The following is a 23,578-nucleotide window of genomic DNA, read 5'->3' as shown; positions in this document are numbered from 1 at the left end:
GATTTTATGTTTAATAAGAGCATTAAGCTCGAACATTCAATTTGATTTAGAAACTTTAGTTTGTCTGTCTAAACGCTTCATTGAGTATCCATATAACTGACTTGATTCTGAAGGGATCCATCCCTTAATAAGTGAATAAAGACCTGAACCCAAAGCTCCGCCAATTTTCCATTCTAAAAATATTTTGGCCTCTCCAACGGAACTAAAAGTTCCTAACTTCTGATTATTTTTATAAAGCTCGCAAGGGATTCCGGCGTGGTTACTTGGATCGTAGCTTTCAGAATGACCAAAATTAATATCTCTTAATGGGATAGTATACAATTCCTCTGGATACTCTTTCTGGGGTGCGAACTCAAAACGATACTGGTTTGTATAAGGAAATTTCCTAGAAGAGAGTTTCGGAGTAGGATAGGCATTAGTCGCTAAGCTTTCTCTAGCCCATCCTATACTCATAATGTTATTTGAATTAGACCATTTTATAGCTTCGTTCAAACTTCTAAACAATGCAATTTCTTCCTCACTCTTTTCAGTCTTTTTGTAAAGTAGAACCGGTCTTCTGTCCCATTGATTGGGCATATTTATCCCCACTCCTTAGATTAGCCCAGATTGATTTTTTATATCTTTATATTTAATTATATTAAAGGATATTTATAATTCAATCTGAATCATTCTGTAAATCTTCTTTGAATGATTATCTTACTTATTCTTAATACAGAACTCGAATGTATCCAGATTATCATTTCTACCGGTTCGTAAAGGTGGAGTAATTACTATTCCTCCTCTTCCTTATGAATTCGGTTAAAGTACATATCATGTACTCCAACTTTTCTAGAAAGGAACTCAATATCTTTTTCAAGATTAGAGAGTCGTTCTTCCTTCTTTACTTCTGAACATTTTCTAGAGTTAAAATACTCATCATACATCATATCCAATAATTTCCAACGTTCTCCATTTTCCAATTCACCAATCATTTTTAAGACTTCTTCTGCTTTCATGAATTGCACCTCCTATAAAATACTCTGTATTGAATTCTATCCTCAACCTATATAAATATATATAAAATTAATTCTGATACAATACAGAGCCACTGAGGACCTCTGAGGGTCTATTGATTAATCAGAGTAGAACCTTCTTTATCTTTAAGTGATTTTAAATTTTTATAAACCCTTTTAAATCTCTGCTCAATATTCTCTTCAAACTCTTCAATTCGTTCTTCATTCAATCTGTCTACCTCTTTTATAGCAGCTAAGAGCTCTTTTTTTGTATCTCTAAGAAGATGTATAAATAATAGATCTCGTTCAATTATAGCTGATTCATGTATCTTACCATACTTAGGCTGTTGTGCTACTCCTGATTCTTGTACTAGTTGCACTGCTGCTTTATTCACTGACATACCAGGTTCGTTCTTCAACAATATTAACCTACGAAACAGATTTACATCATCATAAGAAAAAGTTAATTTTCCTTTTTGATTTCTCTTAAAACGATAATTTTTTTCTTCCATAAGTAAATAATACTTTTTAACAGTAGATGAACTTACTCCCAACATATCGGCCACACTAACAACAGTAAAAGAATTGTCCATATCAGTTATAACCTCCAAAATTTGTTAAAACCATTATAACTCAGTTCTCTAACCAATTAAAGAAGTTGGAGGTTTTTTTATTGGTTTTGTTATAGGAATTACTATTAGTTAGTTCGTACATCACATTTTCATAATCAGCGAACTCTTCAGATCTTTTGTACTCATTATGATTCGCAATTTTTTCGAGACATTTGTAAGCAAAGCCTTTAATCTTATCCTCTGGAACATTTATGTAACGCTCACTTTCAATTGTGTCATTAACGAATTTTTCTATTAAGGTATTCCATTGTTTTTTTGAATATCTACCTAATGAAAACTTTGTATAGAACTTATTAGATTCATTAGTTAATAATTCTCTAAATTTATCAGATGATAAAGGTTTCTTGAAATTACAATTGTAATTATCTTTATTTGTATTTATTTCTTTGTTATCTTGTTTATTTGTATATGTACTCTCAGTACAGTTCTCTGAGTATTGTACTATAGGTACTTTAGTAAAGTCGCTCTGTTGCACCGAAAGTACAACAGTAATTTTTTCAGTAATGACAAGGTTTGAGTGAATCATTGTATCTAAACTTTTTATTACAAATCCTTGCTTTTGAAGTCCTTTTATCTGATCAATAACGAATTCATCGAACTCATCTTGATTAAATGGTACATCTGATACATTGTAAAAATAATTCTTCTTTCCATCTTTGTAGCAACTGAATCCGATAGCATATTTTTTCTCAGCTAGTTCTTTCCATCCCGCATCAACATTTTTTCGTGAATAAAAACCTTGGAGCTGAGTTTTGTACAATGTCCAATCTTCTGGCAAACTCATGATATGAGATAATAGTCCAACAGCTCTTAAATCTTTTAAATCCCCCTGTAACGGATTATTGTGAATTTGAGCATAGTTGGAAGTCTTTCTTCTTTTGATAATAGACATGTTTTCTTCCCCTTTGACACTGCTAAAAAAGACATGCTAAAATATAATAGCAGAGGTCTATCTTCTGTGTTTTGTATTAAGGGAGTGGGAAGGGTCCTAATCTTACACCACTCTCTTATTTAATTATATCATTTTCAGAATATTCCGAACACTAAAAAAACGAGAGATAATATATCCCTCGAATTTTAAATTCTCTTATGAAATTCTATAGTAATTGTTGGTTCAACTCGTTCTACTTTTGTGTCATGATTACTACTCATGTTGCTGCTAAAATTAATCTTTTTAATAATCTTTTTTAAAAAGGCATTGGTTTCAGCATTTTCTAAATCATTTATATTGTTGAGAGTAAATAAATTTCTTTCTAATCTTTCTAGATCTTGATCAGTATTAGATAGATTTTCAAGTTGCATATTAAGTAATTCAATTTGGTTTTGGATATTCTGAATTTGTTCATTAACTTCATTTCTTAATTCTTCAAATTCTTGCTTTGTAATTTCTCCATCAGAACGCATTATTGCAAGGTTCTTACTCCTCTTACTAACCCTATTTAAAGAATTTTGTAAGTCGACTTTTTGTTCCATTAACTTCTTCTCTAGAGTTGAGGTGTCTCTTGCCTTTAGTCGTTCTAATGTTTGCTCAAGCTCAGGTCTTAATTTTTGAACCGCCTTCATAACTGCTTCTTCAATTGGAAGATACTTGTGACCCCTATCTTCACATTTGTTATTGTCGATTTTATACGAGCAAGTTTTTAGAAAATCAGTGCCATTTCCATCTTTTTGAATATATCTTTTTCTTCCGCAACAATTGCAGTATATAAGTCCATGCAGTTTTCGAGTTGCTATACCTGTTTGTCTGAACTCACGATTTTTTTCTCCAACTACTTTTTGAGCTTCAAAAAACTCTTGCTTCGTAATGATGCCTTCATGTGCATTTTCAACAAATACTTCATCAACAACTTTTCCATTAACTCTCCTCTTCATGGATACGCAGCCATAATAAACATCGTTCCTTCTAAGTATTGCAATATGAGAAGTAGTTAAAATTTTTCCTTGTCGACTTCTCCACTTTAATGCATCTAATTCTTTTGCAATGCGATTTGAAGAATATCCTTGTAGGGTTTTCTCAAAAATAAATCTGATTATACGTGCTTCATCTTCTCTGACTACAAGCTTCTTTTCCTCATTCTTGTCATACCCAAGAGGAACTTTATTGCTCATCACCCATTTCCCTTGAGCCGCCGCAGCCAATCTTCCTCTACCCATACGTTTACGAATTTGTTTCCATTCATAATTCGCCAGTAAACTGGAAAAGCTAAATAATAAATCATTTGACTCATTATTGAAGTCAATCTCACCAGATGGAGTCAATATTTTGATTTCGTTTAAAATGAAGATTCGTTTAATTTGTTCTGCATGAATATTGTCACGAGTAAGTCTGTCAATATCCATAACTAGTACGTAATCATAGTCAGGAAGGTTTTCTAGTAATTTATTGAGTTGAGGTCTTTCTGTATCCATACCAGAGGAGACTTCTTCGTAAAGCTCATAATGTAAGTTGTTTTTTTCGGCCAACTTAACCAAAGCAGTTCTGTGAGAATATAGAACTTCCTCGACACCTCGATTTTCTTCATCTCTCGAAAGTCGTAGATAAATAGCTGAAAGCATAAATATCCCCCTTTTTATGTACTACTAGTATATCATTCGATTATTTAGCCAGTAAATAAAAAATTTTACATCGGTTATTTTCCCGACTGTCCCATACATTGTTATTACGACTGTATCACCTAATTTAAATTTCGGCTGTTTTTTCTTGCCCATAAGAGACATCCCCCAATATGGTCCTTATCGTTTGATTAGTAAATTATATGCGCAAACAAACAGGGAGGTTAATGGAAAAGAGCGGGCGCTTTGCTCATTTAAATAATAACTTGCCACCCTTTATCAAGGGCAGGTTCAGCCAGTAAGACACTTGATGCTTCTTTTACTGCCACAAAAAAAATCCGCCTCATTTTATGAGACGGTTGGTAGTGGGAATAATGAGGGTCACTTTCGTCCCTTCACTGTATATACTCTCTATTTGAAATTTGCCTTTTAATTCCTCCATGATTTGGATGCAGGTTGCTACCCCTAACCCGTTTCCATCCGCTTTAGTCGTATAAAAGGGCATGCCGATATTTTTTAAATTTTCTGGACTGATCCCTTTTCCATCATCTTTGATCATTAATTTCACATATTGGGAATCGGCGGTTTGCTGGAGTTCGATCGTTCCGCTTGAATTGAAGGCTTCACAAGAATTGTTCAGTACATTCAATAGAACCTGTCGGAGGCGATTTCTGTCGGTATAAACAAAAACGGATTTTGTCACACCATTAATAAATTTCACATGATAGCTCTGAACGGAAGATGTATAAGTATCCAGTATTTCATCAAGGAAATCCCTTAGATCCAAATTCCCCCATTCCAGTTGATGCGGTTTTGCCAAATCCAAAAGTTGGGTCACAAATGCATTGACCCGGTCGACTTCAAGAAGCATGATGTCACTGTACTTTTTGATTACCTTTTTATCATGATCCCCGCTCTTCAATAATTGGAAAAAACCCTTTATTGTCGTCAGCGGGTTCCTGATTTCATGGGCAACCCCTGCGGCAAGCTGGCCAACATACTTTAACTTTTCGGTCCGGACGATTTCCTTTTCGCGATCTTCAATCGTCTCCATCATGTCCTGGAAGGCAACGTTCAATTTTTCCATTTCCTCGAAGCTTCTATTGCCGGAAGCGGTGAATTCCTTTCCAGCAATGAAATCCTCTGTCGCCTCAACTAGATCCTGAACGGGCCTGACAATCGATTTCGTAAGAAGATAGACAGCAAGGATAATGAAAACAAAAACGATGCTGTAAATGGTTAAATATCGTGTTAATAGGTCATTCAAAGGCTGAAACACCTGTTTCTTATCGGCACCTACAACTACAAACCATTTATTCTCCGTTTGTACTTCGGCATGGACAGGCTGAATGGAATAGATTTTTTCGCCATTCTCAGCACTATACAGTTCATCCGATAACGACGCTTCCAGCAAATTTCCTTTTGTTAACCCCATTTCATCCAAGGGAGAATCCGGAAGCACACCAGGCGTGTGCTTTTTGGAAATGATGGTGCCAGCTTCGTTCATCATGAAAAAATCCACAGAGTACTTATCGCTAATATCATTAGCCTTTTTCTCCATCATCTCCCAAAGCCCTTCCAATCGGAAAGCCGGAGACACGACTCCAATCAATTTCCCTGTAACATCATGCACAGGTGAGCTCAAGACGATTATCGGCTCCGAGTATGCTCGGGTTTTATAGAGGTCTGAAAGGAATTCATGACCTTCCATCGCCTCTTTAAACCAAATTTTCTTGGCGAGATTATCCCCCATCATTTTATTGGAAGTATCTACCGTTACATTTCCTTCCAAGTCTAAATTCAATACTCCGTAATAATCGCCTTTTGCATCAATGAACTTGTTAAGTTCAACTGACTTTTCTTCTTTTGGAGCGCGGGAATCCATGATTACCGGATTTCTACTCATCAGCTTCATATCACTGATCCGTTCGTTCAAATAGCTATAGGTTTCATTGACAATATTCATTGAACCTGCATTCAAACTATTATTCGCTTCTTTTTCGAGCAGCGAACGTTGAGAATCATAGGAAATGACCCCCAAAATCAGGACAGGTGCACTTGCAATAAGTATAGAATAAAGCAAAATACGGGATTGAAGGCTTTTATGCATCCTTCCGTTCCTCCCTATTCCTGATCACCCTGCTGGAGTCCTTCTTCAATTTGGACGTATTTTTCCCAAGCATGATCAAATACAGACATACTTTCGAGGTAGTCAGCATTCAATTCTAAATAACTGCTCACTTCATTATAATCAGTCGACTGTTTTGGAAAGCTGTGATCCTCATAAGCGTGATTGGCAAATTTAGTAATATCGTCAATTTCCTTCGGTTGTCGAAATTTCATTAAATATAAATAAAATGGTCTCATAGTGTCGAGCTCCCCCAATAATAACGTTGATTTCTGCTTAAATATATCGGAATCTTTCCCTTCCGTCCACTCTTTTGGGAATCGCTGCGATTTTCCTGGATGATGTTAAGGGACAAACAACGGTTTCCACCAGTAGTATCAATAGCGGTTCCTCGTTTGTAGACACTATCGGGCTACCATTCTACAAGTGTTAATAATGAAACTTTATTGAAAACATTTCCTGTTCGACTATGTACGGTATTGACGCTTTCGCTTTGGGGGCGGTCATGCCTGTCCGGATGAATGAGACATTGATAAATTAGACCATCAAACAAGGCTTTGCGCCTTTAAATGAGAAAAACCCCCTTCATTCAGACACTCGTTCTGCTAGAATGAGGGGATTAGCAAGGATATTCACCAATATTTACGAAAAGTCAAAGTAGTTACGTTTCAACAGCCTTTTCATGTTCATTAACTCACTGTACTTTGTCTGTTTTTCAAGCTGCTTAGAATCGATCAGAAACAATTGATCTTCAATTTCCTTCACGATTTCGTCACTTTGAAATAGTGCATCGCAATGCTCACAATGGGAGGAAGGGGTTTCCGTAATCTCTACCGCTCTCGTGCCATCCGGCAATTCCCAGTATACGGTTCCATTAATCGCCGTCAGTTTCCCTTTCTCGCACCACGGACATGTCTCCATGTTATTCATCCCCCTTTGGCGTGCTCTTTTTTTGCTGTGCCTGAAATTTCTTTTCCTTTAACAAATCCCGCTTTTCCCGCTGGTTCTTCAATGAAGCATGCTCTGGATTGGTCACATAATTTTCCCTTCGATTCATCCGTTTCAATCCTTCAGGCACTAAATTGAAATGCTTGTCGTTCATTAACCCAGATATGCCTATATCTGACCGTTTCCCCTCGATATCCGGATAAACTCCTTGGAAGTAATCGTCTGCCAAACCAGGTGTATAATGCTCCGGTTCTGGATAGGTAGTTATCACGCCCTCGAAATTGCGGAGAACCGTTTTAGTTGGAGATTGCGAAAGAATATAATTGGGCTGAAGCGTGATCTTCCCTCCTCCTCCTGGCGCATCGACGACGAATGTGGGGACGGCATACCCGGATGTATGTCCCCTGAGTCCTTCAATGATTTCAATCCCTTTTGAGATGGGCGCCCTGAAATGACCGATTCCTTCAGAAAGATCGCACTGATAAATATAGTAAGGACGGACACGAATCTTGACAAGGTCATGCATCAGCTTCTTCATGATTGCGACACTGTCATTTATCCCTGCCAAAATGACAGCCTGATTGCCCACAGGAACACCTGCATCGGCAAGCATCTCACACGCTTTTTTTGACTCTTCGGTAATTTCTATTGAAGTGTTGAAATGGGTATTCAGCCAAATCGGGTGATATTTTTTTAAGATGGTACATAAATTCTCCGTTATTCTTTGTGGAAAAACGACAGGTGCCCGGGTGCCGATTCTGATTATTTCAACATGAGGGATTTCTCTTAAGTTTTTGAGGATATATTCAAGGATCGTGTCATTGATAAGCAACCCGTCCCCGCCGGATATAAGCACATCCCGCACGGCTGGAGTGTCGCGGATATAGCCGATTGCCGCATCCAATTGTTTTTTTGGCACGCCCATGCCGATTTGCCCTGAAAACCGTCTTCTCGTACAATACCGGCAATACATTGAGCACTGATTCGTTACCAAGAATAAGACTCGATCAGGATATCGATGGGTCAAACCGGGAACAGGCGAGTCCTCATCTTCATGTAAGGGATCTTCCATGTCGTATTTGGTTTTATGCATTTCCTCCGAAATCGGGACCGACTGCATTCTGATCGGACACCGTGGGTCATCTTTATTCATTAACGAGGCATAATATGGCGTAATGTTCAGCGGAATCGTTTTAGTGGAAATCCTAACACCTTCCTCTTCATCGGGAGTGAGATCGATCACTTTCTTCAAATCATCAACGGTGCGGATCGTATTCGTAAGCTGCCATAGCCAGTTGTTCCATTGTTCTTCGGTTACATCTTTCCATAGCTCTATATCTTTCCAGTTACGCTCTGGCTTATATAAGTCAAATAACATGGTCATACCTCCTGAGTTATGATAGTAGTATTAAATGCAAGAGAGGTGCCAAAATGACCGGGAAAATTTCCATTACCGATAAAAAAATCCGGCCTGCAGCGATTGCATCCGGATTTTTTGCATTCAAATATGTTTCCTGATTTTATATTGCAGCGTCTGCCGCGGAATCTGCAAAAGCTTCGATGCCTGAAAAACATTCCCATTTGTTCGAAGGAGTGCATCGGTAATCAATTTTGTTTCCATCTCAAGCATCGCCTTTCGAAGCGGAAGGATCTCTTCAGGTGGAGATGTTCGTTTTTTTAATAATTGGGGCAAATCTTCAAGAACCATAATATCCTGCTCGGTATGGTTCATCATGTATTCAATCGTGTGTTTCAGCTCCCTTACATTACCCGGCCATTGATACTTTTGAAAAAAAAACCTGGTCTCCTCATCGATCCCTTTAATGGTTTTTTCTAATTTCGTATTATAAATGGAGATGAAATACTCGGTAAGAAGCTCAATATCTTTCACACGCTCTCTTAGCGGAGGCAGCTCGTAACTCAAGACGTTCAACCGGTAATATAAATCTGGTCTTAGCTTGTTTTCTGAAACGGCGTTTTTTGGATTGATATTCATCGCGGCAATGATCCTCACATCCACCTGCACGCTTCTTGCACCCCCTATCCTCCTGATGAATCCATCCTCCAACACCCGCAGTAGCTTTGCCTGCAAGTCAATTGGCATCGACTGCAATTCATCCAAAAACAAAGTTCCGCCATCGGCCAATTCAAACAATCCCTTGCGCTCCAAAGCACCCGTATAACTACCTTTAGCCGTACCGAATAGGAGCGACTCCAACAAACTCCCCGGTAAAGCTGCACAGTTTTGGGCGATGAAGGGCTCATTTCGACGGTCGGAATCTCTGTGGATGCTTTGGACAAAAAGCTCTTTTCCTACACCACTCTCCCCATAAACCAAAACCGAGGAAGAAGATCGAGCTGCCTTCTTCCCTTGTGATATCAAGCTTTTAAACTGTGGATCGCTCGTTAAAATTTCCGAAAACGAATGCATTTGGCCGATTTCCGTCTTCTTTTCTGGATTTTCACTTGTCTTGAGCGAACCTTCCAAATCTGCTAACCTTTGAGATAATTTCTTTACACTTGAATAGTCCTTAGCGATTTCAATGGCACCAACGATAACTCCTTTTACATTTATCGGGAGGGTCGTATTTAGCGTCTCTATGATTCGGCCATGTGCATTTACATAGGATTGGCTAAAGTTGTAGATAGGTTTTTCTGATTTGATGACTCGCAGTAAGGTGGATGATTTATGATTTAATGAGGGAAAGGCTTCCAGCAATGGTTTTCCTAGCACTTCACTTCTATTCATTCCATCATGTTTCGCTGCAACCCCGTTATAAAAGATGGTCTGTCCGTTTGGATCTATCACATGAATCCCTTCATCAATCGTATCCAATATTGCTTCCAGTACCTCACGTGTAATAAATGATTCACTCGGCAACATATCCCCCCTCAAAAACGTTCTTGCTACATGTATATGAAGGAATGCCAAAAACTTGCCATGAACCGCCTAAAATTGAGCAGTCATGTGTAATTTTTCACCCATAGATTCATATCTTCAAGTTTATCGAAGATGTAACAATTATTGGCGAGGCGCCCACGATAGGAGTAGCCATGCTGATGCAGTGCCGCATTCATCCCGAATGAGAGCGACCTGGCAATTGAATAGATGCAATATATTTCATGTGAAATGAGATAGTCTTCAATTTCAGCAATTAAATGCTTCATCAACCCGTACTGCCGATGTTCCGGCAATGTCGCACAATCGGTGATTTCTGCATTATGGTAAAAAGCATCGATTTCAGCTGAAGCGGCGCTGACAAGCTGCCCATCATGATGATAGATATAAAAAACCGTTCCGTTTTCGATGCATTTTTTTACATATGCCGGATCATCCATCGGAGTGGGATACACCTCGAAAACTTTACCGTACAGCTTTGCGAGTTGTTGGGCATCCGATAGCTCCGCCTTGCGAACTTGATAAGCAAACGGCGGTTCATCCCGCCCCACTTTACTCGGCAGGTTCAAAACATCGCTGAGGATTCGATCTTCCTTATCCCATTCATCACTGTTTCGCCGTTCATTCCTGGTATATTTCACAAGGAAAAAGCAGTCGCTTCCCAAAAAGAACTTATCGATGCTGCCTTCGTATAAAAAGCCCCGAGAAAGTAATTCCTGAAGGTTTTCCTTACGTGCTTTGAAAATGATCTTCTCGGCTGCCATCTCATTGGCCACCTTTAAACATTCCACGATGCATTCTTGAAAATGACCGAGATAATCATCCACCCTCACTCGCTTATTAAAATGGTCGATCGTCAATTGTATGGTGCAGCGCTGCTTTTTAATTTTTTTTTCAATAATTCCCATTTCCATTCATCCCGCTCCTTTCACACTCACTTACCATTGTAACAAAAGGCCTGACCCTTTTTGGATTCAGACCTCTCGGAAATTGATTATTTTTGTTCGATCTCACACCAATCAATAATGGTCAAGGCGATGATTTCAGCAGCCTCCATCATTTTATCCACTTCTATATATTCGTTGGCATCGTGTGCCATTTTCGTCTCTCCCGGTCCAAATACAACGACGGGGGTTGATCCTAACTTCGACAGATAGCCCCCATCCGTAGCCCAAGGAGATGCTTCTACAATCGGTGCTTTTCCCTTCACCTTTTCATAATTTGTTCCAATCGTTTTCATGAGCGGATGGTCCGTTTCGAGAATGCCAGGCAGCCATCTGGCACCAAACCATTCCAATGTAATCGGCTTTTCCTTGAACCATTCATCACGTTCGTTCATCGCCTCGATCCGCTGTATGAGCGATCTTTGCGCCTCCTCCATGGTTTCTGTAGGGGCAATGCCGAATCGTCCTTCAAGAACGGCCATATCAGGGACGGAAGAAGGCCAATTGCCGCTATTCATGCTTCCTATGTTAATTGGAATCGGGATGGGGACATTTTTATAGAGCGAATGACGGAGTGCCTCATTCCGTTCTTGTTCAAGTTGCTTGATTTCCTTCAAGACGAGTACTGCTTTATCAATGGCGCTAACTCCTTCATACCTTGTGCCGCCATGAGCAGGCTTCCCTGTTACGATCAGCCGAAACCACATCGATCCCTGCTGTAGGGGAAAGAGTTTCATATTGGTAGGTTCCGGGATGATTGCCCCATCCGCTTTGTATCCGCGCATGACTGCAGCTAGTGTCCCGGCACCGCCGCTTTCCTCTTCAATCACACTCTGAAAAATCACATCTCCCTTTAATTGGATGCCGGACTCGACAATCGCTTCCATTGCCAGCAATAAGGAAACATTACCGCCCTTCATATCGGTCGTTCCCCTTCCGAATACTTTTCCGTCCATTAATCTGCCACTATACGGTTCGTCTTGCCATGCTGAAAGATCTCCTTCAGGAACTACATCAATATGACCGTTCAAAATAAGGGACTTCCCGTTACCGCTACCCCTTTTTATCGCGACAAGATTCGGATTTCCTTTAAAATCCTTGCGGTCACAATAAAAATGAGGATGATTTCGTAACTGCTCATCCCCGATTTCCCACAAATCTATTTCAAGTCCAAGTTGCCTGCACTTCTCGACTACAATGGCTTGTGCACTTCCTTCCTGCCCTCTCTTGCTTGGTTCCTGGACCAGCTTTTGCAGCAATTGAATGGCCTTTGTCCGTGAATCACCAAGCCACGTTCTTATTTTGTCCTCATACATACCCATTCTCCTCTCTCATTCTTGTAAAATATGGATGTTGTCGGACACAGTAAAGGAGGCTTCGGTCTTATACCTGATTTCACTAATGCTGCAGGCTGCAAAAATATCGGTTAATAGGAGGCCTGTCTTCGTTATCGAAAACACGCCAAGCTCGGTGATGATCATATGTACGCATTTTTTAGCCGTTAACGGTAACGTACATGATTCGACTATTTTAGATATCCCCTTTTTATCACAATGCTCCATTAAGACAATGACCTTTTTTGCCTTTGCCGCCAGTTCCATGGCACCGCCCATGCCCGGCACGCGACTACCCGGGACAATCCAATTGGCAAGGTCCCCCGCCTCACTGACTTGAAGGGCGCCTAAAATCGTGATATCCACCAAGCCCCGCCGTATCATGCCGAATGCAACCGTGCTATCGCAGTAGGAAGCCCCGGCCCTGATGGTGATTGGCTGTCCACCGGCATTGCAAAGAGAAGCATCTTCCTTGCCCTTGTCAGGAGCACTTCCCATTCCTACAAGGCCATTCTCGGCATGAAACATCACATCATGATCATGGGTGAGATGATTGGGGACAAGTGATGGAATGCCGATCCCTAAGTTGACCAGCATTCCATTGCTGATTTCAGCTGCACCCCGTTTAGCTAATCGATTTCTGTCTTTGATTCCCAAGCCCATTTCCAATCGACTCCTTTCGATGGAATGATATGATCTACAAAGGCTCCCGGTACAATGATGTCCTCAGCATCCATCGAGCCAAGCGAAACGATATGCTTCGCTTCGACAATCGTGATTTTGCCGGCCATAGCTACGAGCGGATTCGTATTTCGGGCGGTTTTATCAAATATCAAATTACCATATGGATCTGCCATTTCTGCATAAACAATCGCGATATCAGCCGTTAATGCCGGTTCAATTAAATAATGTTCATCACCAAGCTTGACGGTCTGCTTGCCGTCCCGGACGATATCGGCCTCTATGCCGATATCCGTCAATATTCCGCCCAGCCCCATCCCGCCGGCCCTAATGCGCTCGACAAGCGTCCCTTGCGGCGAGAACTCCACCTCTAGTTCACCATTGTTCATTAATGAACCAGCGTTGGGATTGGAACCGATATGGGAAACGATGATTTTTTTTGCACGGCGTTGTGTGACCAGTTTTCCGATGCCTATCTCGGGGAAACCAGTATCGTTACCAATCAAGGTAAGATGCTTTATACCTGTCTCCAAAATCAGATTGATTAAGCCCGGAGGTGTCCCTATACCACCGAATCCCCCATAAAGGATCGACTGGTGATCTTTGAAAAGATGGACAACCTCTTCAAATCGGCAAATTTTCCCGAATGTGTTTTCTGGCACAGCGACTCACTTCCTTGTTAGGATCGCAACTTACCAATCGTTTCATTTAATTGCTGAAAAGTTATATCGAGCCTCATTAACAGTACTGCACATTCTTCTTCCGTGATCGTTAGCGGCGGGGAAATGATGATTGCAGATCCGGTTACACCGTCAAGGCCGGCTGCTGCAGGATAGAGGAGAATCCCATTTTTCATGCCCAATTCAATGATTGATTGGGTCACAGCTGCCGGTTTTGGAAAGGGAAGCTTTGTGTCCATGTCTTGGACGAATTCGAGGCCAATCAATAAACCTCTGCCACGGATATCACCGATAAAGGAATACTTCCGCGCCAGCTTCCTCAGGCCATTAATCAGATCTTTCCCCCGGTCGGCCGATTTCTCGACAAGATCATGCTCCTCGACGTAGTTCAATACGGCTAACGAAACGGCACACGATAATGGATTCGCACTAAGCGTGTGCCCGCCTATGATGGACCTTGATCCTCCCATTATCGGATCCATCACTTTTTTGGTCATGACTGCCGCAGCTATCGGAGTATATCCGCCGCTCATCCCTTTACCAAATGTGACGATATCCGGTTCTACATCCCAATATTCACAGGCAAGCATCTTACCGGTCCGGCCAAAGCCTGTCATGACTTCATCGGCAATGAATAATATCTCATTCTCCTCGCAGATATCCTTAAGTTTTCGAAAATAACCGTCAGGTGGCACGATGGCCCCGCCGGCAGCGCCGATGACAGGTTCGGCTATGAAGGCCGCAATATTGTCACTGCCAATTCTGCGGATCGATGCTTCCAATTCCGCGGCACAGGCCATTCCGCACGTATGGGGGTCAAGCTGAAGTGGGCACCTGTAGCAATATGGCGGAGACACGGAAGGATATGATTCAAGCATGGAGGTAAATCGTTCCCGACGAATCGGATGACCAGACATCGAGAGCGCACCCATCGTAATGCCATGATAACTCATCCATCGCGAAACGATTTTTTGCTTCTTTGGCTTTCCTTTTTCCTGCCAATGCTGAATGGCAATTTTCAAGGCAGTTTCAGTCGCTTCGGAGCCGCTGTTTACAAAAAAGCTATACGTCAGGTCTCCTTTCGTCAGTTCAGCAATTTTGTTGGCAAGTTTTTCTGCGGCCTCACTGGTAAACTGTGACCGATAAACAAATGAAACCTGTTTAGCCTGTTTGACCATCGCCTCCATCACTTCCTGCACACCATGGCCGATATTGGCAGTAACTGCACCGGAAGAAGCATCCAAGTAATCCTTACCTTCTTTGTCATATAAAAAAACGCCTTGACCATGACTGATGGTCGGGTAGGCTCCGCCTAGGACCGGCTTAATTAATGAGGACTGCTCCATAAGCCCACACTCTCCTTCTCTTAAAAAAACACATGCATTATAATAAAGTGTATGTCCTGTGTACGGTAATCTTGCTAAGGAAATTGCCTCAGGCTTGTAAAGGGAAGAATTGTCCCAAAAACGGACAAAAAAAGTGTATCCACGAGAGATACACTTTCATACTGTAGACAAACTCGATGGAAAATTGAGTTTGTCTGCAGAATTTTTTAGGGTGTGTACTTTCTGAACGTTATATCCGTGCGTGAAAACGAAGATGGAATCCAATTACCCGCAGTTTTATACTTAGACCGTTGCTTTCCACTACAGGTGCTCGCTTTCCGCGGGCGGTCCGGGAGCCTCCTCGGCTTACGCCTGCGGGGCCTCACGAAGACGCGCATTTCCCGCAGGAGTGTCGCGCCTTACGTTTCAATCAAGTTAGTTCTACCAAGTAGAAAGAACCCTTTTTGCTAAAGTTTTAATCGTTTTACAATTGAATGATAAAAAACTTGAGGTGATGGGGATGTTTTCTAAACTTACTTCTTAAACTGTGATCATCTTGTTAAGATTACTTAGATCCACTAGTGCCAGTGAATCATTTGTTTCGTAGAATCGAGCGTGTCTTCGCAGATGCAAAAGAAAAACGTGGTTAGCGGAACTACTTTAAGAATAATAGGAAAAATATCCATACAGGCAACACTTACTTTCACTGCCATGAATGCATCGAAGATGGCCAATTGGACATGGAAAGTTCCAAAACCAAGCTCTTAGATTAAGTGGGGAAAATTAGAAGGAATATCAAAAGGGGTTCGGAATTTTTAAAATTCCGAACCCCTTTTGTGTACAAACTACAATGCGGGTATTAGGTTTTGTTCACGAATCGTTTCCAAAAAACTTTCATCCTTTAAAACAGCCAGCACATTTTTATAAAAAGCAGTTTTATCGATAATGGAAGTATGTACATATTCATACTCTTTTAAAGATGAATGACGCAAAACATCTTTCATGCAAGAAAGACATACCTTTTTAGTTCCTAGCTTATAGTAGTTCAAGTTGCTTGCATCCCCATTGGAAGTGTCTTCGTTACAAACGAAGCAAGTATGGCTCACTCGGCCCTTTTTATTATACTCGGCCAAAGCCCCTTCTAAACGACTGGATGCTTGAATTGTTAATAACACATAATCACCTTTTCTATTTTAAATCTCTTAGTATTATATCAGAAAAATATAGAATTTGAACAATTAGACTCATATTCCCTAATAATGCTTATTAAACAAGGAAATTTCCAGAGCGAATTAAATGCCTCTCTCCTAAAAAACGCCAAAAACGAAAATATATTTCTGCCTGTCCAAACAGGTTAAAACACCGTCCACCTCTGAACGGCGCATTTATATGAATTTATGAAGTGATATGAATCGTTGCTTTTCCGTTCTTCACATTCATAGATGCCTTTGAACCGTTCGCCACTGTCACGAATGGGTGAACATGGCCAAAATTGGCATTTGCGATGACAGGAATGCCCTTTAGCTCTTTTTTTGTTGCAATGATCTCCTGCAACGCATAATCGGTCATGCCCGATTCCTTTTGGAAACGGCCGATGATGATTCCCTTAATCCCGCCTGCATCTGGCTGGTGCAGCAACGATTGTAAATCTCGATCAAAACTGAATGGATGACTTTCTTCGTCATCTTCTATGAATAGGATACGATCTTCAAGGGAGGGCATGAACTCTGTACCTTGTAATAGATTGAGCGTACAAAGATTTCCGCCAATGACCGTCCCGGCTGCATCCCCTTCCTGGATGACCATGTAGCCCTCATTCGGGTGGAAGGTGCGGTCATCCTGTTCCAAATGCCAAGAATCATCACTCCACGTTTCACTTGGTGCTACATAGAAGCCTTCACTTCCGATTGTGGCCTTTTTGAAATGCTCCATCGTATATTCAAGCCCGGCCTTCATCCCGAATGTAGAAAAATGCGGTCCAGAGTATGTAGTTAAGCCAGTTTTTTTATGGATGGCCAATAAAATGGCGGTTATGTCACTATAACCCATCAACACTTTAGGATTTTTTTCAATCAAATCGTAGTCGATATATCGTAATAATTGATTGGCATTATAGCCCCCAATGGCTGTGAAGATTCCTTTTACATTCGGATCTTTGAATGCTTCATGTAAATCCCCGATCCGATCCTCGATCGAATTCGAAAAAAAGTCATCGTGGAACAAAGCCGTTTTGCCATAGGTCACCTTAAAACCAAGCTCCGTCAACCTTTCTTCGGCCAATCTCCGTTGCTCGCCCTTGACAATCGCCAAGCTTCTCGAAGGTGCAATCACGCGTATTTCATCCCCTGCTTGTAAACGGGAAGGTTTCATATCTATATCCCCCTTAATTACATCTGTCGTTATTTTAGCAGAATTGGTCAATAAAGAAAAACCAAGACGCTTAAGGCTTCTTCACCTCCATGATATGGTCTGTCCGCTTTCTAGATTGTCGTCCATTTATTAGACATTTTTAAGTCAGGTTTAAATCGGGGAAAATCCCTTACCCTTCCCTAAAAATGAAGAAAGACCAGCTTTTCAACTGGTCTTTTCGTTATTCAATTAGCAACAGAATGAAGCACCGATGATAATCAACAGAATGAACAAGACAACGATTAATGCGAAGCCTGATCCAAATCCGCCGCAACCGCCACCGTATCCACCGCCACCGCCGCAGTTACCACCATAACCGTATCCTCCGCCATATCCACCATATCCGTACATTAAGTTTCACTCCTTTTAGAATTCTGTTTTCTCTTTACACCTTACCATATGTCAATACGCCCGCCTTGGTCTGTGTATTTGCCTATTTTTCTTGATTTAGGTAAAAATTTTCGAATCAACCGCTTCATCATTCAAGGAATGAGCCAATAAAAATAACGATGAAAAATGTCAAAAAACGTTTGATATTTTATTGTGTTACGTTGAAATTGGGATATAATAAGGAAAAAACAATTCTTAGCCTCTTTAAGGTATCTCATTCCTGTAATGGATACATAAAGGGTTAAACGGGGGAACACAATTGAAAAAGAACGCAAAATCCTTCATCCCTTTCGCTGCCATCGCCACGATTCTTCTTATCAGCTATATCCTTCAAAAAGTTCCTAAAACCTATGGATCAGATGATTCGATAAACGTTTACCAAAAATTCCAATCAGGACAGCCCATTCAATATCTTGTAATTGGTGACAGTATCGGCAGAGGATCTGGCGCTGAAAATCCTAGCTTGACATGGTTCAAGCAGTTAGAAAATAAAATGAACGAAAACGATGATTCCCGCTTACACGGAGATTATGTAGTCCAAAGTGGTTCTACAGCTTTTGAAGGGCTTTTTAAGCTTTCCCAAAGAAGAGAGCGTGAACATAAGGATTTGATTTTCATCGTATTTGGTGAAAATGATCGCAAATATATGAGTGTGGATGATTTCACCATGACCTATGAAGCCCTGATCAGAAAGGCAAAACGTCTCCATCCTCATGCAGAATTGTTTACGATAACGGAAAGCTCCTTGAAGCAAAACGAATTTGCAGTCGCAATCGGGCGTTTATCCCACCACTATGGTGCCACCAATGTGGATATGCGGCCAATATTCAAGAATTCCGGTTTAACGGAAAAACAGTTGACTAAAGACCTCGTTCATCCAAATGGTCTTGGCTATAAATTTTATGCGAATGCCATTTATGAACGTTTCAAGGATAACGTAAAACGGGAAAAGACTGTTGCAGCGCTTCCCTCCAAGCTTCACGCCCATGCTGAATTAGAACTATCGGAAGTTACTCACTATAAAAAAATGGAGGGCTTCCGGCCAAGGGGCGGCTATTATACTAGCAATGAAAAAGGCAGTGTGCTAGATTATCGTTTCAACGGAAGCATTCTTGGCGTAAAGCTGCTTAGAAGTCCGGATGGCGGAGAGGTTAAAGTCTGGATCGATGGCAATGAAATAACGACATTGAATACATGGTGGCCTTTCGCCCGGGAAAGATATATATTCATCACAAACGGGCTTGAGCCTGGTACACATACCGTCCGTTTTGAGGTCGCAGGCAGAATCAAGGCACTCGGACTCGACCAAGACACCATTCCGTATGTCCGGATTGCATCGACCATCACCGATTAAAATGAGGAAGTGGAAAAACCCCGATTATTATTAATCGGGGTTTTTTTTATGCTGACTGTTTTCATTCATTCAAACAGCTTTTTGTATTCTCCGTACCCTTCTTTTTCGAGATCTTCGAGTGGAATGAACCTTAATGATGCGGAATTGATGCAGTATCGTAATCCGGATGGTCCCGGTCCATCATTGAATACATGACCAAGATGAGAATCGGCAGTTTTTGAACGAACCTCGATTCTTCTCATCCCGTAACTCGTATCAAGATTTTCCACGACTTCCTCTTCTTTAAGCGGTTTTGTAAAACTTGGCCAACCGCAGCCTGAATCGAACTTTTCTTTTGAAGTGAAAAGAGGATCGCCAGAAACGACGTCCACATATAACCCGGCTTCCTTCAAGTTCCAATATTCATTATTAAATGCTGGTTCGGTTCCATTGTTTTGCGTGACTTCGTATTGTATCGGTGAAAGTTTTTGTTTCAATTCTGCTTTATTTTTCATTATTATCCCCCCAGTGGTTTTGGATAAATGCTTTGCGGCCCGAGCCGATCGAATATCTTTCATAATGCTCAGGCTGCTTTTTATAATAATGCTGGTGATAGGTCTCTGCTGGGTAAAACGTGGCAGCTCGTATGATCGGCGTTACGATTGGTTTCGAAAATTTGCCGCTCGCCGAAAGCTCGGCTTTGGATGCTTCAGCAATTTCCCGTTGCTTTTCGTCATGATAAAAAATTGCGGTTTGGTAAGAACTGCCCCTGTCAAAAAATTGCCCCCCGGCATCTGTCGGGTCGATCTGCTGCCAAAACAACTCGACAAGCTTCTCAAATGGATAAACTGTTGGATCAAAGGTGATTTGAACAGCTTCAAAATGTCCCGTGGTTTCAGAACAAACTTCCTTATATGTAGGATTTTCCGTTGTCCCGCCGGTATATCCGGAAATAACGGATTCAATACCAGGCTGCTCATCGAACGGTTTCACCATGCACCAGAAACACCCGCCTGCAAATGTAGCTTTCTCTAATTGCTTCGTCAAAAGAAATCCTCCCTTTTTACAAACGATTCATTTAATGAATTTTAACGCTTTTATTTTGTCCTGTAAAATAATATGCCGTTTCATTCTTCATCTTAATGCATAAGGCAGACATACAACCAGGCATTCCTCCATACGCTGTAGTCATAATGGAAAAATGCGAGGTGTTTGGAAATGAGCGATACTCAATCATTTTTACAAAAAGCGAAGACTTTTGATTTATTATCGTCTTATTATCAATACAGCAATCCACAGCTACATGAGTATTATTCCCATAAACACTTGAAAACTCTTCAAAAAGCAGCTCAACGAATAAAATATGAACAAATGAAAGTCATACTCCCTGCACAAGTGAGGATTTTACAAGCAGCTTCTGCTGCACCCTCCATTGATGTTCATGTAAACGGAGCATCCCTAATCAAAAATCTATCATTTAAAGAGAGCAGTGGCTATCTCTCCTTGCCCTCTGGAACGTCCCAGTTGGACATATACCGAAGTGAAGAAACCCGTTTGCCTCTGCTCAGGCAGCAAATGGAGCTCGAAGGCGGGACATCTTATACGCTGGCTGCCGCTTTTGCCAATGAGTCCTTAACGATTTCACCATTCAAAGATCTTCCATATGTTCCACAACATGAAGCGAAGTTTCGCTTCATCCATTTATCAGCCGCCATACCGCCGGTCGATATTGCCGTCAAGGATGGCGATGTCGTGTTTGAAGCAGTCGCTTTCCAACAAGCAAGCGACTACCTCACGATCCATCCCATGATCGTTGATTTAGAAATAAGGGAAAAAGGGGGGAAACAAATCGTTTCTTCATTGCTCAATACGGAATTCAAGGAAAATACAGCTTCTACCCTTTATATAACCGGAGTGGACCGTGAAACAGACTGGCTAGAAACCTTAACGTTATCTCCATAAAAGAAAAAAACCAGGACATGTCGATCCTGGTTTTTTATCACTATTCACACTATCGCTGAAACGATGAAGGGACGGTCAATAAAAACGAAATGTCATCCTGGTCAAGATTGAAATTCTTCGCCTTGACCCTGATGTCACTTTTCAATTCCATATCCTGTAACGACACGTAAATACTTTCGTCATTTGGTCTAATGCTGACCCACTCCGGCATATTGTAGCGTTCATTAATTAAATTCATTACATATGAAACAGGAAGGTTCATTTGACCGACAGCAATCGATTTTTGCTTTAAGATCAAGTCGCCATTCTTTTGGGCTACAGGCTCAAATGTTAATTTCATTTCCACTTCACGATTGAAAAATGGCATCGTTCCATACAATTCGACCTCGTCCGTCAAATATACTTCGTAATGCATGGAACCTGTCAATCCTTCTTTATCAAGATACTGATTGATTAATCGTGTCAAATCTTCGCGATTTGTGTGAACTTGAAATTGGATATCTTCTTCGTGGCTAACCTTTGGTATGAGTTCTTCGTCTTTAGCCGGTAAATTAACTAAAATCAGAACGGACAGGATGACCAGGATGTTTATAGCTAATAGTGAAATAAACAAAGTCTTCCATTTGACCTTTGTCATTCTTGGTCATCATCTCCTTTGGCACTTGCTTCCAACGTGTCCTTTCCAATAGTGGTGATATCCATGTCATTATAAATTCTTGTCGCAATCAATTCATAACCACGATCATTCGGATGAAAATAATCCTCAGCATAAAGCAAATCTTCCTCGGAATTCTTGAAAATGTCTGCTATTTCAATAAAATGAGCTGACTCATATTCTTCGATAATGTCTTTACCACTTTCATTCCAATCATTCATGATTAGATCAAGTTCATAAAAATCGCCGAACCACTTGGAAAATGGATTATACACGCCAACAAGATAAATTTGGGCATGGTCATTTTCGGAGCGCACCTTATCAAGTATCTGCCTTAATCTTTGTTCATACCCTAACTTGGCCGACTTAAACTGATTCAGTTCCAGATTCGAGAAATTCTTTTTAAAAACCTTCATGATATCATTGCCACCGATTGTGACAACAATCGAATCAGCTTGTTCGATGTCTTCTTTTATTCTTGCCTTATCCAGTCTTTTCAAAAGTTGGTCGGTCCGATTTCCACGTATGCCATGATTAATCATCTCTACGGAAGTAATCGATGGTTCTTTTTCCAGCTTATTTTGTAAATAAGGCAGATACCCGCCATTATCTTTGCTATCACCGACGCCTTGAGTCAAGGAATCGCCAATTGACACGATTTTCACAGGATCCGGAAAAAAGCTGGCAGGAATCGTTTCCTTTTCACTCAGCTTAACGATGCTTTTCTGCTGAACAGATGGTTGCTTTGAAGCGATATCACTTTGACCGCAACCTGAAATCCAAACTATACATATGAAAAGACAGGTGATTCTGTACCTCATGACCCTCACCTTCCTACCCATATATTATATCATGAAGAAAAAGCAAGATTGCAAATAATATACCTTCACCATCATAAGCCATCCTACCATATGATATGAAATAAGTTGTTAATTAAAGCTAGTCCTATAAAATTTAGCATGTTACTTTGCATGTAAAATCATTCTTAAGTTGAGCCGTTTCCTCAAAAACTAATCGACAGACCCACAAACCCCAACAGTGTAGGCATGGAAAATAAGAAAGAACAGGTCATGTAACCTGTTCAATAATTCTGTAAAATTTTTATATGCTTAATTATGTCCTCAAACGGGATATCCTGCAGCCCCGTATAATCCCTAATGATTTTTCCTTCTTGATCCATAAGGAAAAAGCTCGTTCCATGAATCACTTGATCTTCTTTTTCAGGTTTTTTGACGACCGTCTTGAAGTTATCCAGTGCAAATTGCTCGATTTCTTGTTGGTCATACCCAGTCAAAAAATGCCAATTTCTATAATCCACGTTAAATTGATCACCAAACTTCTTCAAAACATCCGGCTTATCTATTTCCGGATCAACAGAAAAGGATACGAATTCCACATCCTTTATCCCTTCATCCTTCAATTGCTGTTGCAGCTTCGCCATATTGGAAGTCATCGGCAGACAAACTGTCTCGCAGCTGGTAAAAATGAAATCTGCTACCCAAACCTTACCTTTGAGATCACTTTTTGAAAAAGGCTTACCTTCTTGATCGCTGTAGCTAAAATCTTCAATATCCCAATTTTTCGCATCAGGTACACCCGTTGATCCGCATGCCGTTAATAGCATAAGGATCGATGCCCCTATAGCTGCCACCAGCACATGCAGCTTCCTCATCCTACCCCGTCCTTTATGTATAAAATATTCTGATACTTCAT

Annotated in this window: 25 protein-coding genes and 1 pseudogene; 3 read left to right on the top strand and 23 right to left on the bottom strand. The window is 40.8% G+C overall.

Annotation, left to right across the window (positions count from 1 at the left end; translation table 11 throughout):
• Positions 1 to 36 precede the first annotated feature (36 nt).
• From ASU00_RS07070 to ASU00_RS07000, 15 genes are all read right to left on the bottom strand, one after another.
• On the bottom strand, positions 37 to 576 hold the full coding sequence (locus ASU00_RS07070; RefSeq protein WP_057912755.1) for a hypothetical protein: 540 nt from the start codon (positions 574 to 576) through the stop codon (positions 37 to 39).
• 194 nt (positions 577 to 770) lie between these two features.
• Positions 771 to 995 (bottom strand): hypothetical protein, encoded by a 225-nt coding sequence (locus ASU00_RS25665; protein WP_057912754.1) that lies wholly within the window; start codon positions 993 to 995, stop codon positions 771 to 773.
• 110 nt (positions 996 to 1,105) lie between these two features.
• A complete protein-coding gene (locus ASU00_RS07060) occupies positions 1,106 to 1,585 on the bottom strand; it encodes a hypothetical protein (RefSeq protein ID WP_057912753.1) in 480 nt (159 codons plus the stop codon).
• Between the two features lie 40 nt (positions 1,586 to 1,625).
• Entirely contained in the window at positions 1,626 to 2,516 is an 891-nt protein-coding gene (locus tag ASU00_RS26055; protein ID WP_236712624.1) for a hypothetical protein, read from the bottom strand.
• A 185-nt stretch (positions 2,517 to 2,701) separates the two neighbouring features.
• A complete protein-coding gene (locus ASU00_RS07050) occupies positions 2,702 to 4,180 on the bottom strand; it encodes a recombinase family protein (protein WP_057912752.1) in 1,479 nt (492 codons plus the stop codon).
• Between the two features lie 340 nt (positions 4,181 to 4,520).
• Entirely contained in the window at positions 4,521 to 6,287 is a 1,767-nt protein-coding gene (locus ASU00_RS07045; protein WP_057912751.1) for an ATP-binding protein, read from the bottom strand.
• A 14-nt stretch (positions 6,288 to 6,301) separates the two neighbouring features.
• Positions 6,302 to 6,544, bottom strand: coding sequence for a YozE family protein (locus tag ASU00_RS07040; protein WP_057912750.1), 243 nt, complete (start codon positions 6,542 to 6,544; stop codon positions 6,302 to 6,304).
• A gap of 403 nt (positions 6,545 to 6,947) precedes the next feature.
• Positions 6,948 to 7,226 (bottom strand): YokU family protein, encoded by a 279-nt coding sequence (locus tag ASU00_RS07035; protein ID WP_057912749.1) that lies wholly within the window; start codon positions 7,224 to 7,226, stop codon positions 6,948 to 6,950.
• 1 nt (position 7,227) lies between these two features.
• On the bottom strand, positions 7,228 to 8,631 hold the full coding sequence (kamA, locus tag ASU00_RS07030) for a lysine 2,3-aminomutase (RefSeq protein WP_057912748.1): 1,404 nt from the start codon (positions 8,629 to 8,631) through the stop codon (positions 7,228 to 7,230).
• Between the two features lie 123 nt (positions 8,632 to 8,754).
• Positions 8,755 to 10,134, bottom strand: coding sequence for a sigma-54 interaction domain-containing protein (locus ASU00_RS07025; protein WP_413783510.1), 1,380 nt, complete (start codon positions 10,132 to 10,134; stop codon positions 8,755 to 8,757).
• An 83-nt stretch (positions 10,135 to 10,217) separates the two neighbouring features.
• On the bottom strand, positions 10,218 to 11,066 hold the full coding sequence (gene ablB, locus ASU00_RS07020) for a putative beta-lysine N-acetyltransferase (RefSeq protein WP_057912746.1): 849 nt from the start codon (positions 11,064 to 11,066) through the stop codon (positions 10,218 to 10,220).
• An 80-nt stretch (positions 11,067 to 11,146) separates the two neighbouring features.
• Complete coding sequence (locus ASU00_RS07015; RefSeq protein ID WP_057912745.1) at positions 11,147 to 12,418, bottom strand: peptidase; 1,272 nt, start codon at positions 12,416 to 12,418, stop codon at positions 11,147 to 11,149.
• Between the two features lie 9 nt (positions 12,419 to 12,427).
• Positions 12,428 to 13,093: a 3-oxoacid CoA-transferase subunit B gene (locus tag ASU00_RS07010; protein ID WP_057912744.1), complete on the bottom strand. Its 666-nt coding sequence runs from the start codon at positions 13,091 to 13,093 to the stop codon at positions 12,428 to 12,430.
• Positions 13,060 to 13,773 (bottom strand): CoA transferase subunit A, encoded by a 714-nt coding sequence (locus ASU00_RS07005; RefSeq protein WP_057912743.1) that lies wholly within the window; start codon positions 13,771 to 13,773, stop codon positions 13,060 to 13,062. The genes ASU00_RS07010 and ASU00_RS07005 overlap by 34 nt, the downstream gene beginning before the upstream one ends.
• Positions 13,774 to 13,790: 17 nt before the next feature.
• On the bottom strand, positions 13,791 to 15,137 hold the full coding sequence (locus ASU00_RS07000; RefSeq protein ID WP_057912742.1) for an aspartate aminotransferase family protein: 1,347 nt from the start codon (positions 15,135 to 15,137) through the stop codon (positions 13,791 to 13,793).
• Between the two features lie 587 nt (positions 15,138 to 15,724).
• On the opposite strand from ASU00_RS07000, the pseudogene ASU00_RS26050 reads away from it, so the two are divergent.
• Positions 15,725 to 15,884: pseudogene (locus ASU00_RS26050) on the top strand (IS5/IS1182 family transposase); the annotation flags it as partial.
• A 77-nt stretch (positions 15,885 to 15,961) separates the two neighbouring features.
• On the opposite strand, the gene ASU00_RS06995 reads toward ASU00_RS26050, so the two are convergent.
• From ASU00_RS06995 to ASU00_RS24380, 3 genes are all read right to left on the bottom strand, one after another.
• Positions 15,962 to 16,291, bottom strand: a complete 330-nt coding sequence (locus tag ASU00_RS06995; protein WP_057912741.1) for a hypothetical protein — start codon at positions 16,289 to 16,291, stop codon at positions 15,962 to 15,964.
• A gap of 220 nt (positions 16,292 to 16,511) precedes the next feature.
• A complete protein-coding gene (locus tag ASU00_RS06990; protein ID WP_057912740.1) occupies positions 16,512 to 17,486 on the bottom strand; it encodes a S66 peptidase family protein in 975 nt (324 codons plus the stop codon).
• A gap of 228 nt (positions 17,487 to 17,714) precedes the next feature.
• The gene (locus ASU00_RS24380; protein WP_082630188.1) at positions 17,715 to 17,876 is read right to left on the bottom strand and encodes a YjcZ family sporulation protein; all 162 of its coding nucleotides are present in this window, start codon (positions 17,874 to 17,876) and stop codon (positions 17,715 to 17,717) included.
• 298 nt (positions 17,877 to 18,174) lie between these two features.
• On the opposite strand from ASU00_RS24380, the gene ASU00_RS06985 reads away from it, so the two are divergent.
• Positions 18,175 to 19,269 (top strand): SGNH/GDSL hydrolase family protein, encoded by a 1,095-nt coding sequence (locus ASU00_RS06985; protein WP_057912739.1) that lies wholly within the window; start codon positions 18,175 to 18,177, stop codon positions 19,267 to 19,269.
• A 65-nt stretch (positions 19,270 to 19,334) separates the two neighbouring features.
• On the opposite strand, the gene msrB is transcribed toward ASU00_RS06985, so the two are convergent.
• Positions 19,335 to 19,766, bottom strand: a complete 432-nt coding sequence (msrB, locus tag ASU00_RS06980; protein ID WP_201786281.1) for a peptide-methionine (R)-S-oxide reductase MsrB — start codon at positions 19,764 to 19,766, stop codon at positions 19,335 to 19,337.
• Positions 19,753 to 20,244 (bottom strand): peptide-methionine (S)-S-oxide reductase MsrA, encoded by a 492-nt coding sequence (gene msrA / locus ASU00_RS06975; RefSeq protein ID WP_377364902.1) that lies wholly within the window; start codon positions 20,242 to 20,244, stop codon positions 19,753 to 19,755. Before msrA ends, msrB begins: the two co-directional genes overlap by 14 nt.
• Positions 20,245 to 20,466: 222 nt before the next feature.
• Between msrA and ASU00_RS06970 the strand changes: the two genes are divergently transcribed.
• Positions 20,467 to 21,210, top strand: coding sequence for a DUF4397 domain-containing protein (locus ASU00_RS06970; RefSeq protein ID WP_057912736.1), 744 nt, complete (start codon positions 20,467 to 20,469; stop codon positions 21,208 to 21,210).
• A 49-nt stretch (positions 21,211 to 21,259) separates the two neighbouring features.
• Here ASU00_RS06970 and ASU00_RS06965 read toward each other — a convergent pair whose 3' ends face one another.
• From ASU00_RS06965 to ASU00_RS06955, 3 genes are all read right to left on the bottom strand, one after another.
• Entirely contained in the window at positions 21,260 to 21,847 is a 588-nt protein-coding gene (locus tag ASU00_RS06965; RefSeq protein ID WP_057912735.1) for a YpmS family protein, read from the bottom strand.
• Positions 21,844 to 22,686, bottom strand: a complete 843-nt coding sequence (locus tag ASU00_RS06960; RefSeq protein WP_057912734.1) for an SGNH/GDSL hydrolase family protein — start codon at positions 22,684 to 22,686, stop codon at positions 21,844 to 21,846. Before ASU00_RS06960 ends, ASU00_RS06965 begins: the two co-directional genes overlap by 4 nt.
• A 260-nt stretch (positions 22,687 to 22,946) precedes the next feature.
• Positions 22,947 to 23,537 (bottom strand): SCO family protein, encoded by a 591-nt coding sequence (locus ASU00_RS06955; RefSeq protein ID WP_057912733.1) that lies wholly within the window; start codon positions 23,535 to 23,537, stop codon positions 22,947 to 22,949.
• Positions 23,538 to 23,578: the final 41 nt, after the last annotated feature.

It is taken from the genome of Peribacillus muralis, assembly GCF_001439925.1.
GTDB lineage: Bacteria > Bacillota > Bacilli > Bacillales > DSM-1321 > Peribacillus > Peribacillus muralis.
This window is presented reverse-complemented; position numbering and strand designations above follow the sequence as displayed.

Bases quoted from the DNA above. Each gene is read 5' to 3' on its own strand.
- ASU00_RS07045 (WP_057912751.1), bottom strand. From the start codon at position 6,287: ATGCATAAAAGCCTTCAATCCCGTATTTTGCTTTATTCTATACTTATT.
- ASU00_RS07035 (WP_057912749.1), bottom strand. From the start codon at position 7,226: ATGGAGACATGTCCGTGGTGCGAGAAAGGGAAACTGACGGCGATTAAT.
- ASU00_RS07015 (WP_057912745.1), bottom strand. From the start codon at position 12,418: ATGGGTATGTATGAGGACAAAATAAGAACGTGGCTTGGTGATTCACGG.
- ASU00_RS07040 (WP_057912750.1), bottom strand. From the start codon at position 6,544: ATGAGACCATTTTATTTATATTTAATGAAATTTCGACAACCGAAGGAA.
- ASU00_RS06960 (WP_057912734.1), bottom strand. From the start codon at position 22,686: ATGAGGTACAGAATCACCTGTCTTTTCATATGTATAGTTTGGATTTCA.
- ASU00_RS07010 (WP_057912744.1), bottom strand. From the start codon at position 13,093: ATGGGCTTGGGAATCAAAGACAGAAATCGATTAGCTAAACGGGGTGCA.
- ASU00_RS07000 (WP_057912742.1), bottom strand. From the start codon at position 15,137: ATGGAGCAGTCCTCATTAATTAAGCCGGTCCTAGGCGGAGCCTACCCG.
- ASU00_RS25665 (WP_057912754.1), bottom strand. From the start codon at position 995: ATGAAAGCAGAAGAAGTCTTAAAAATGATTGGTGAATTGGAAAATGGA.
- ASU00_RS07060 (WP_057912753.1), bottom strand. From the start codon at position 1,585: ATGGACAATTCTTTTACTGTTGTTAGTGTGGCCGATATGTTGGGAGTA.
- ASU00_RS06955 (WP_057912733.1), bottom strand. From the start codon at position 23,537: ATGAGGAAGCTGCATGTGCTGGTGGCAGCTATAGGGGCATCGATCCTT.
- ASU00_RS06965 (WP_057912735.1), bottom strand. From the start codon at position 21,847: ATGACAAAGGTCAAATGGAAGACTTTGTTTATTTCACTATTAGCTATA.
- kamA (WP_057912748.1), bottom strand. From the start codon at position 8,631: ATGTTATTTGACTTATATAAGCCAGAGCGTAACTGGAAAGATATAGAG.
- ASU00_RS06970 (WP_057912736.1), top strand. From the start codon at position 20,467: ATGAGCGATACTCAATCATTTTTACAAAAAGCGAAGACTTTTGATTTA.
- msrA (WP_377364902.1), bottom strand. From the start codon at position 20,244: ATGGTGAAACCGTTCGATGAGCAGCCTGGTATTGAATCCGTTATTTCC.
- ASU00_RS24380 (WP_082630188.1), bottom strand. From the start codon at position 17,876: ATGTACGGATATGGTGGATATGGCGGAGGATACGGTTATGGTGGTAAC.
- ASU00_RS07070 (WP_057912755.1), bottom strand. From the start codon at position 576: ATGCCCAATCAATGGGACAGAAGACCGGTTCTACTTTACAAAAAGACT.
- ASU00_RS07050 (WP_057912752.1), bottom strand. From the start codon at position 4,180: ATGCTTTCAGCTATTTATCTACGACTTTCGAGAGATGAAGAAAATCGA.
- ASU00_RS06990 (WP_057912740.1), bottom strand. From the start codon at position 17,486: ATGAAACCTTCCCGTTTACAAGCAGGGGATGAAATACGCGTGATTGCA.
- ASU00_RS26055 (WP_236712624.1), bottom strand. From the start codon at position 2,516: ATGTCTATTATCAAAAGAAGAAAGACTTCCAACTATGCTCAAATTCAC.
- ablB (WP_057912746.1), bottom strand. From the start codon at position 11,066: ATGGAAATGGGAATTATTGAAAAAAAAATTAAAAAGCAGCGCTGCACC.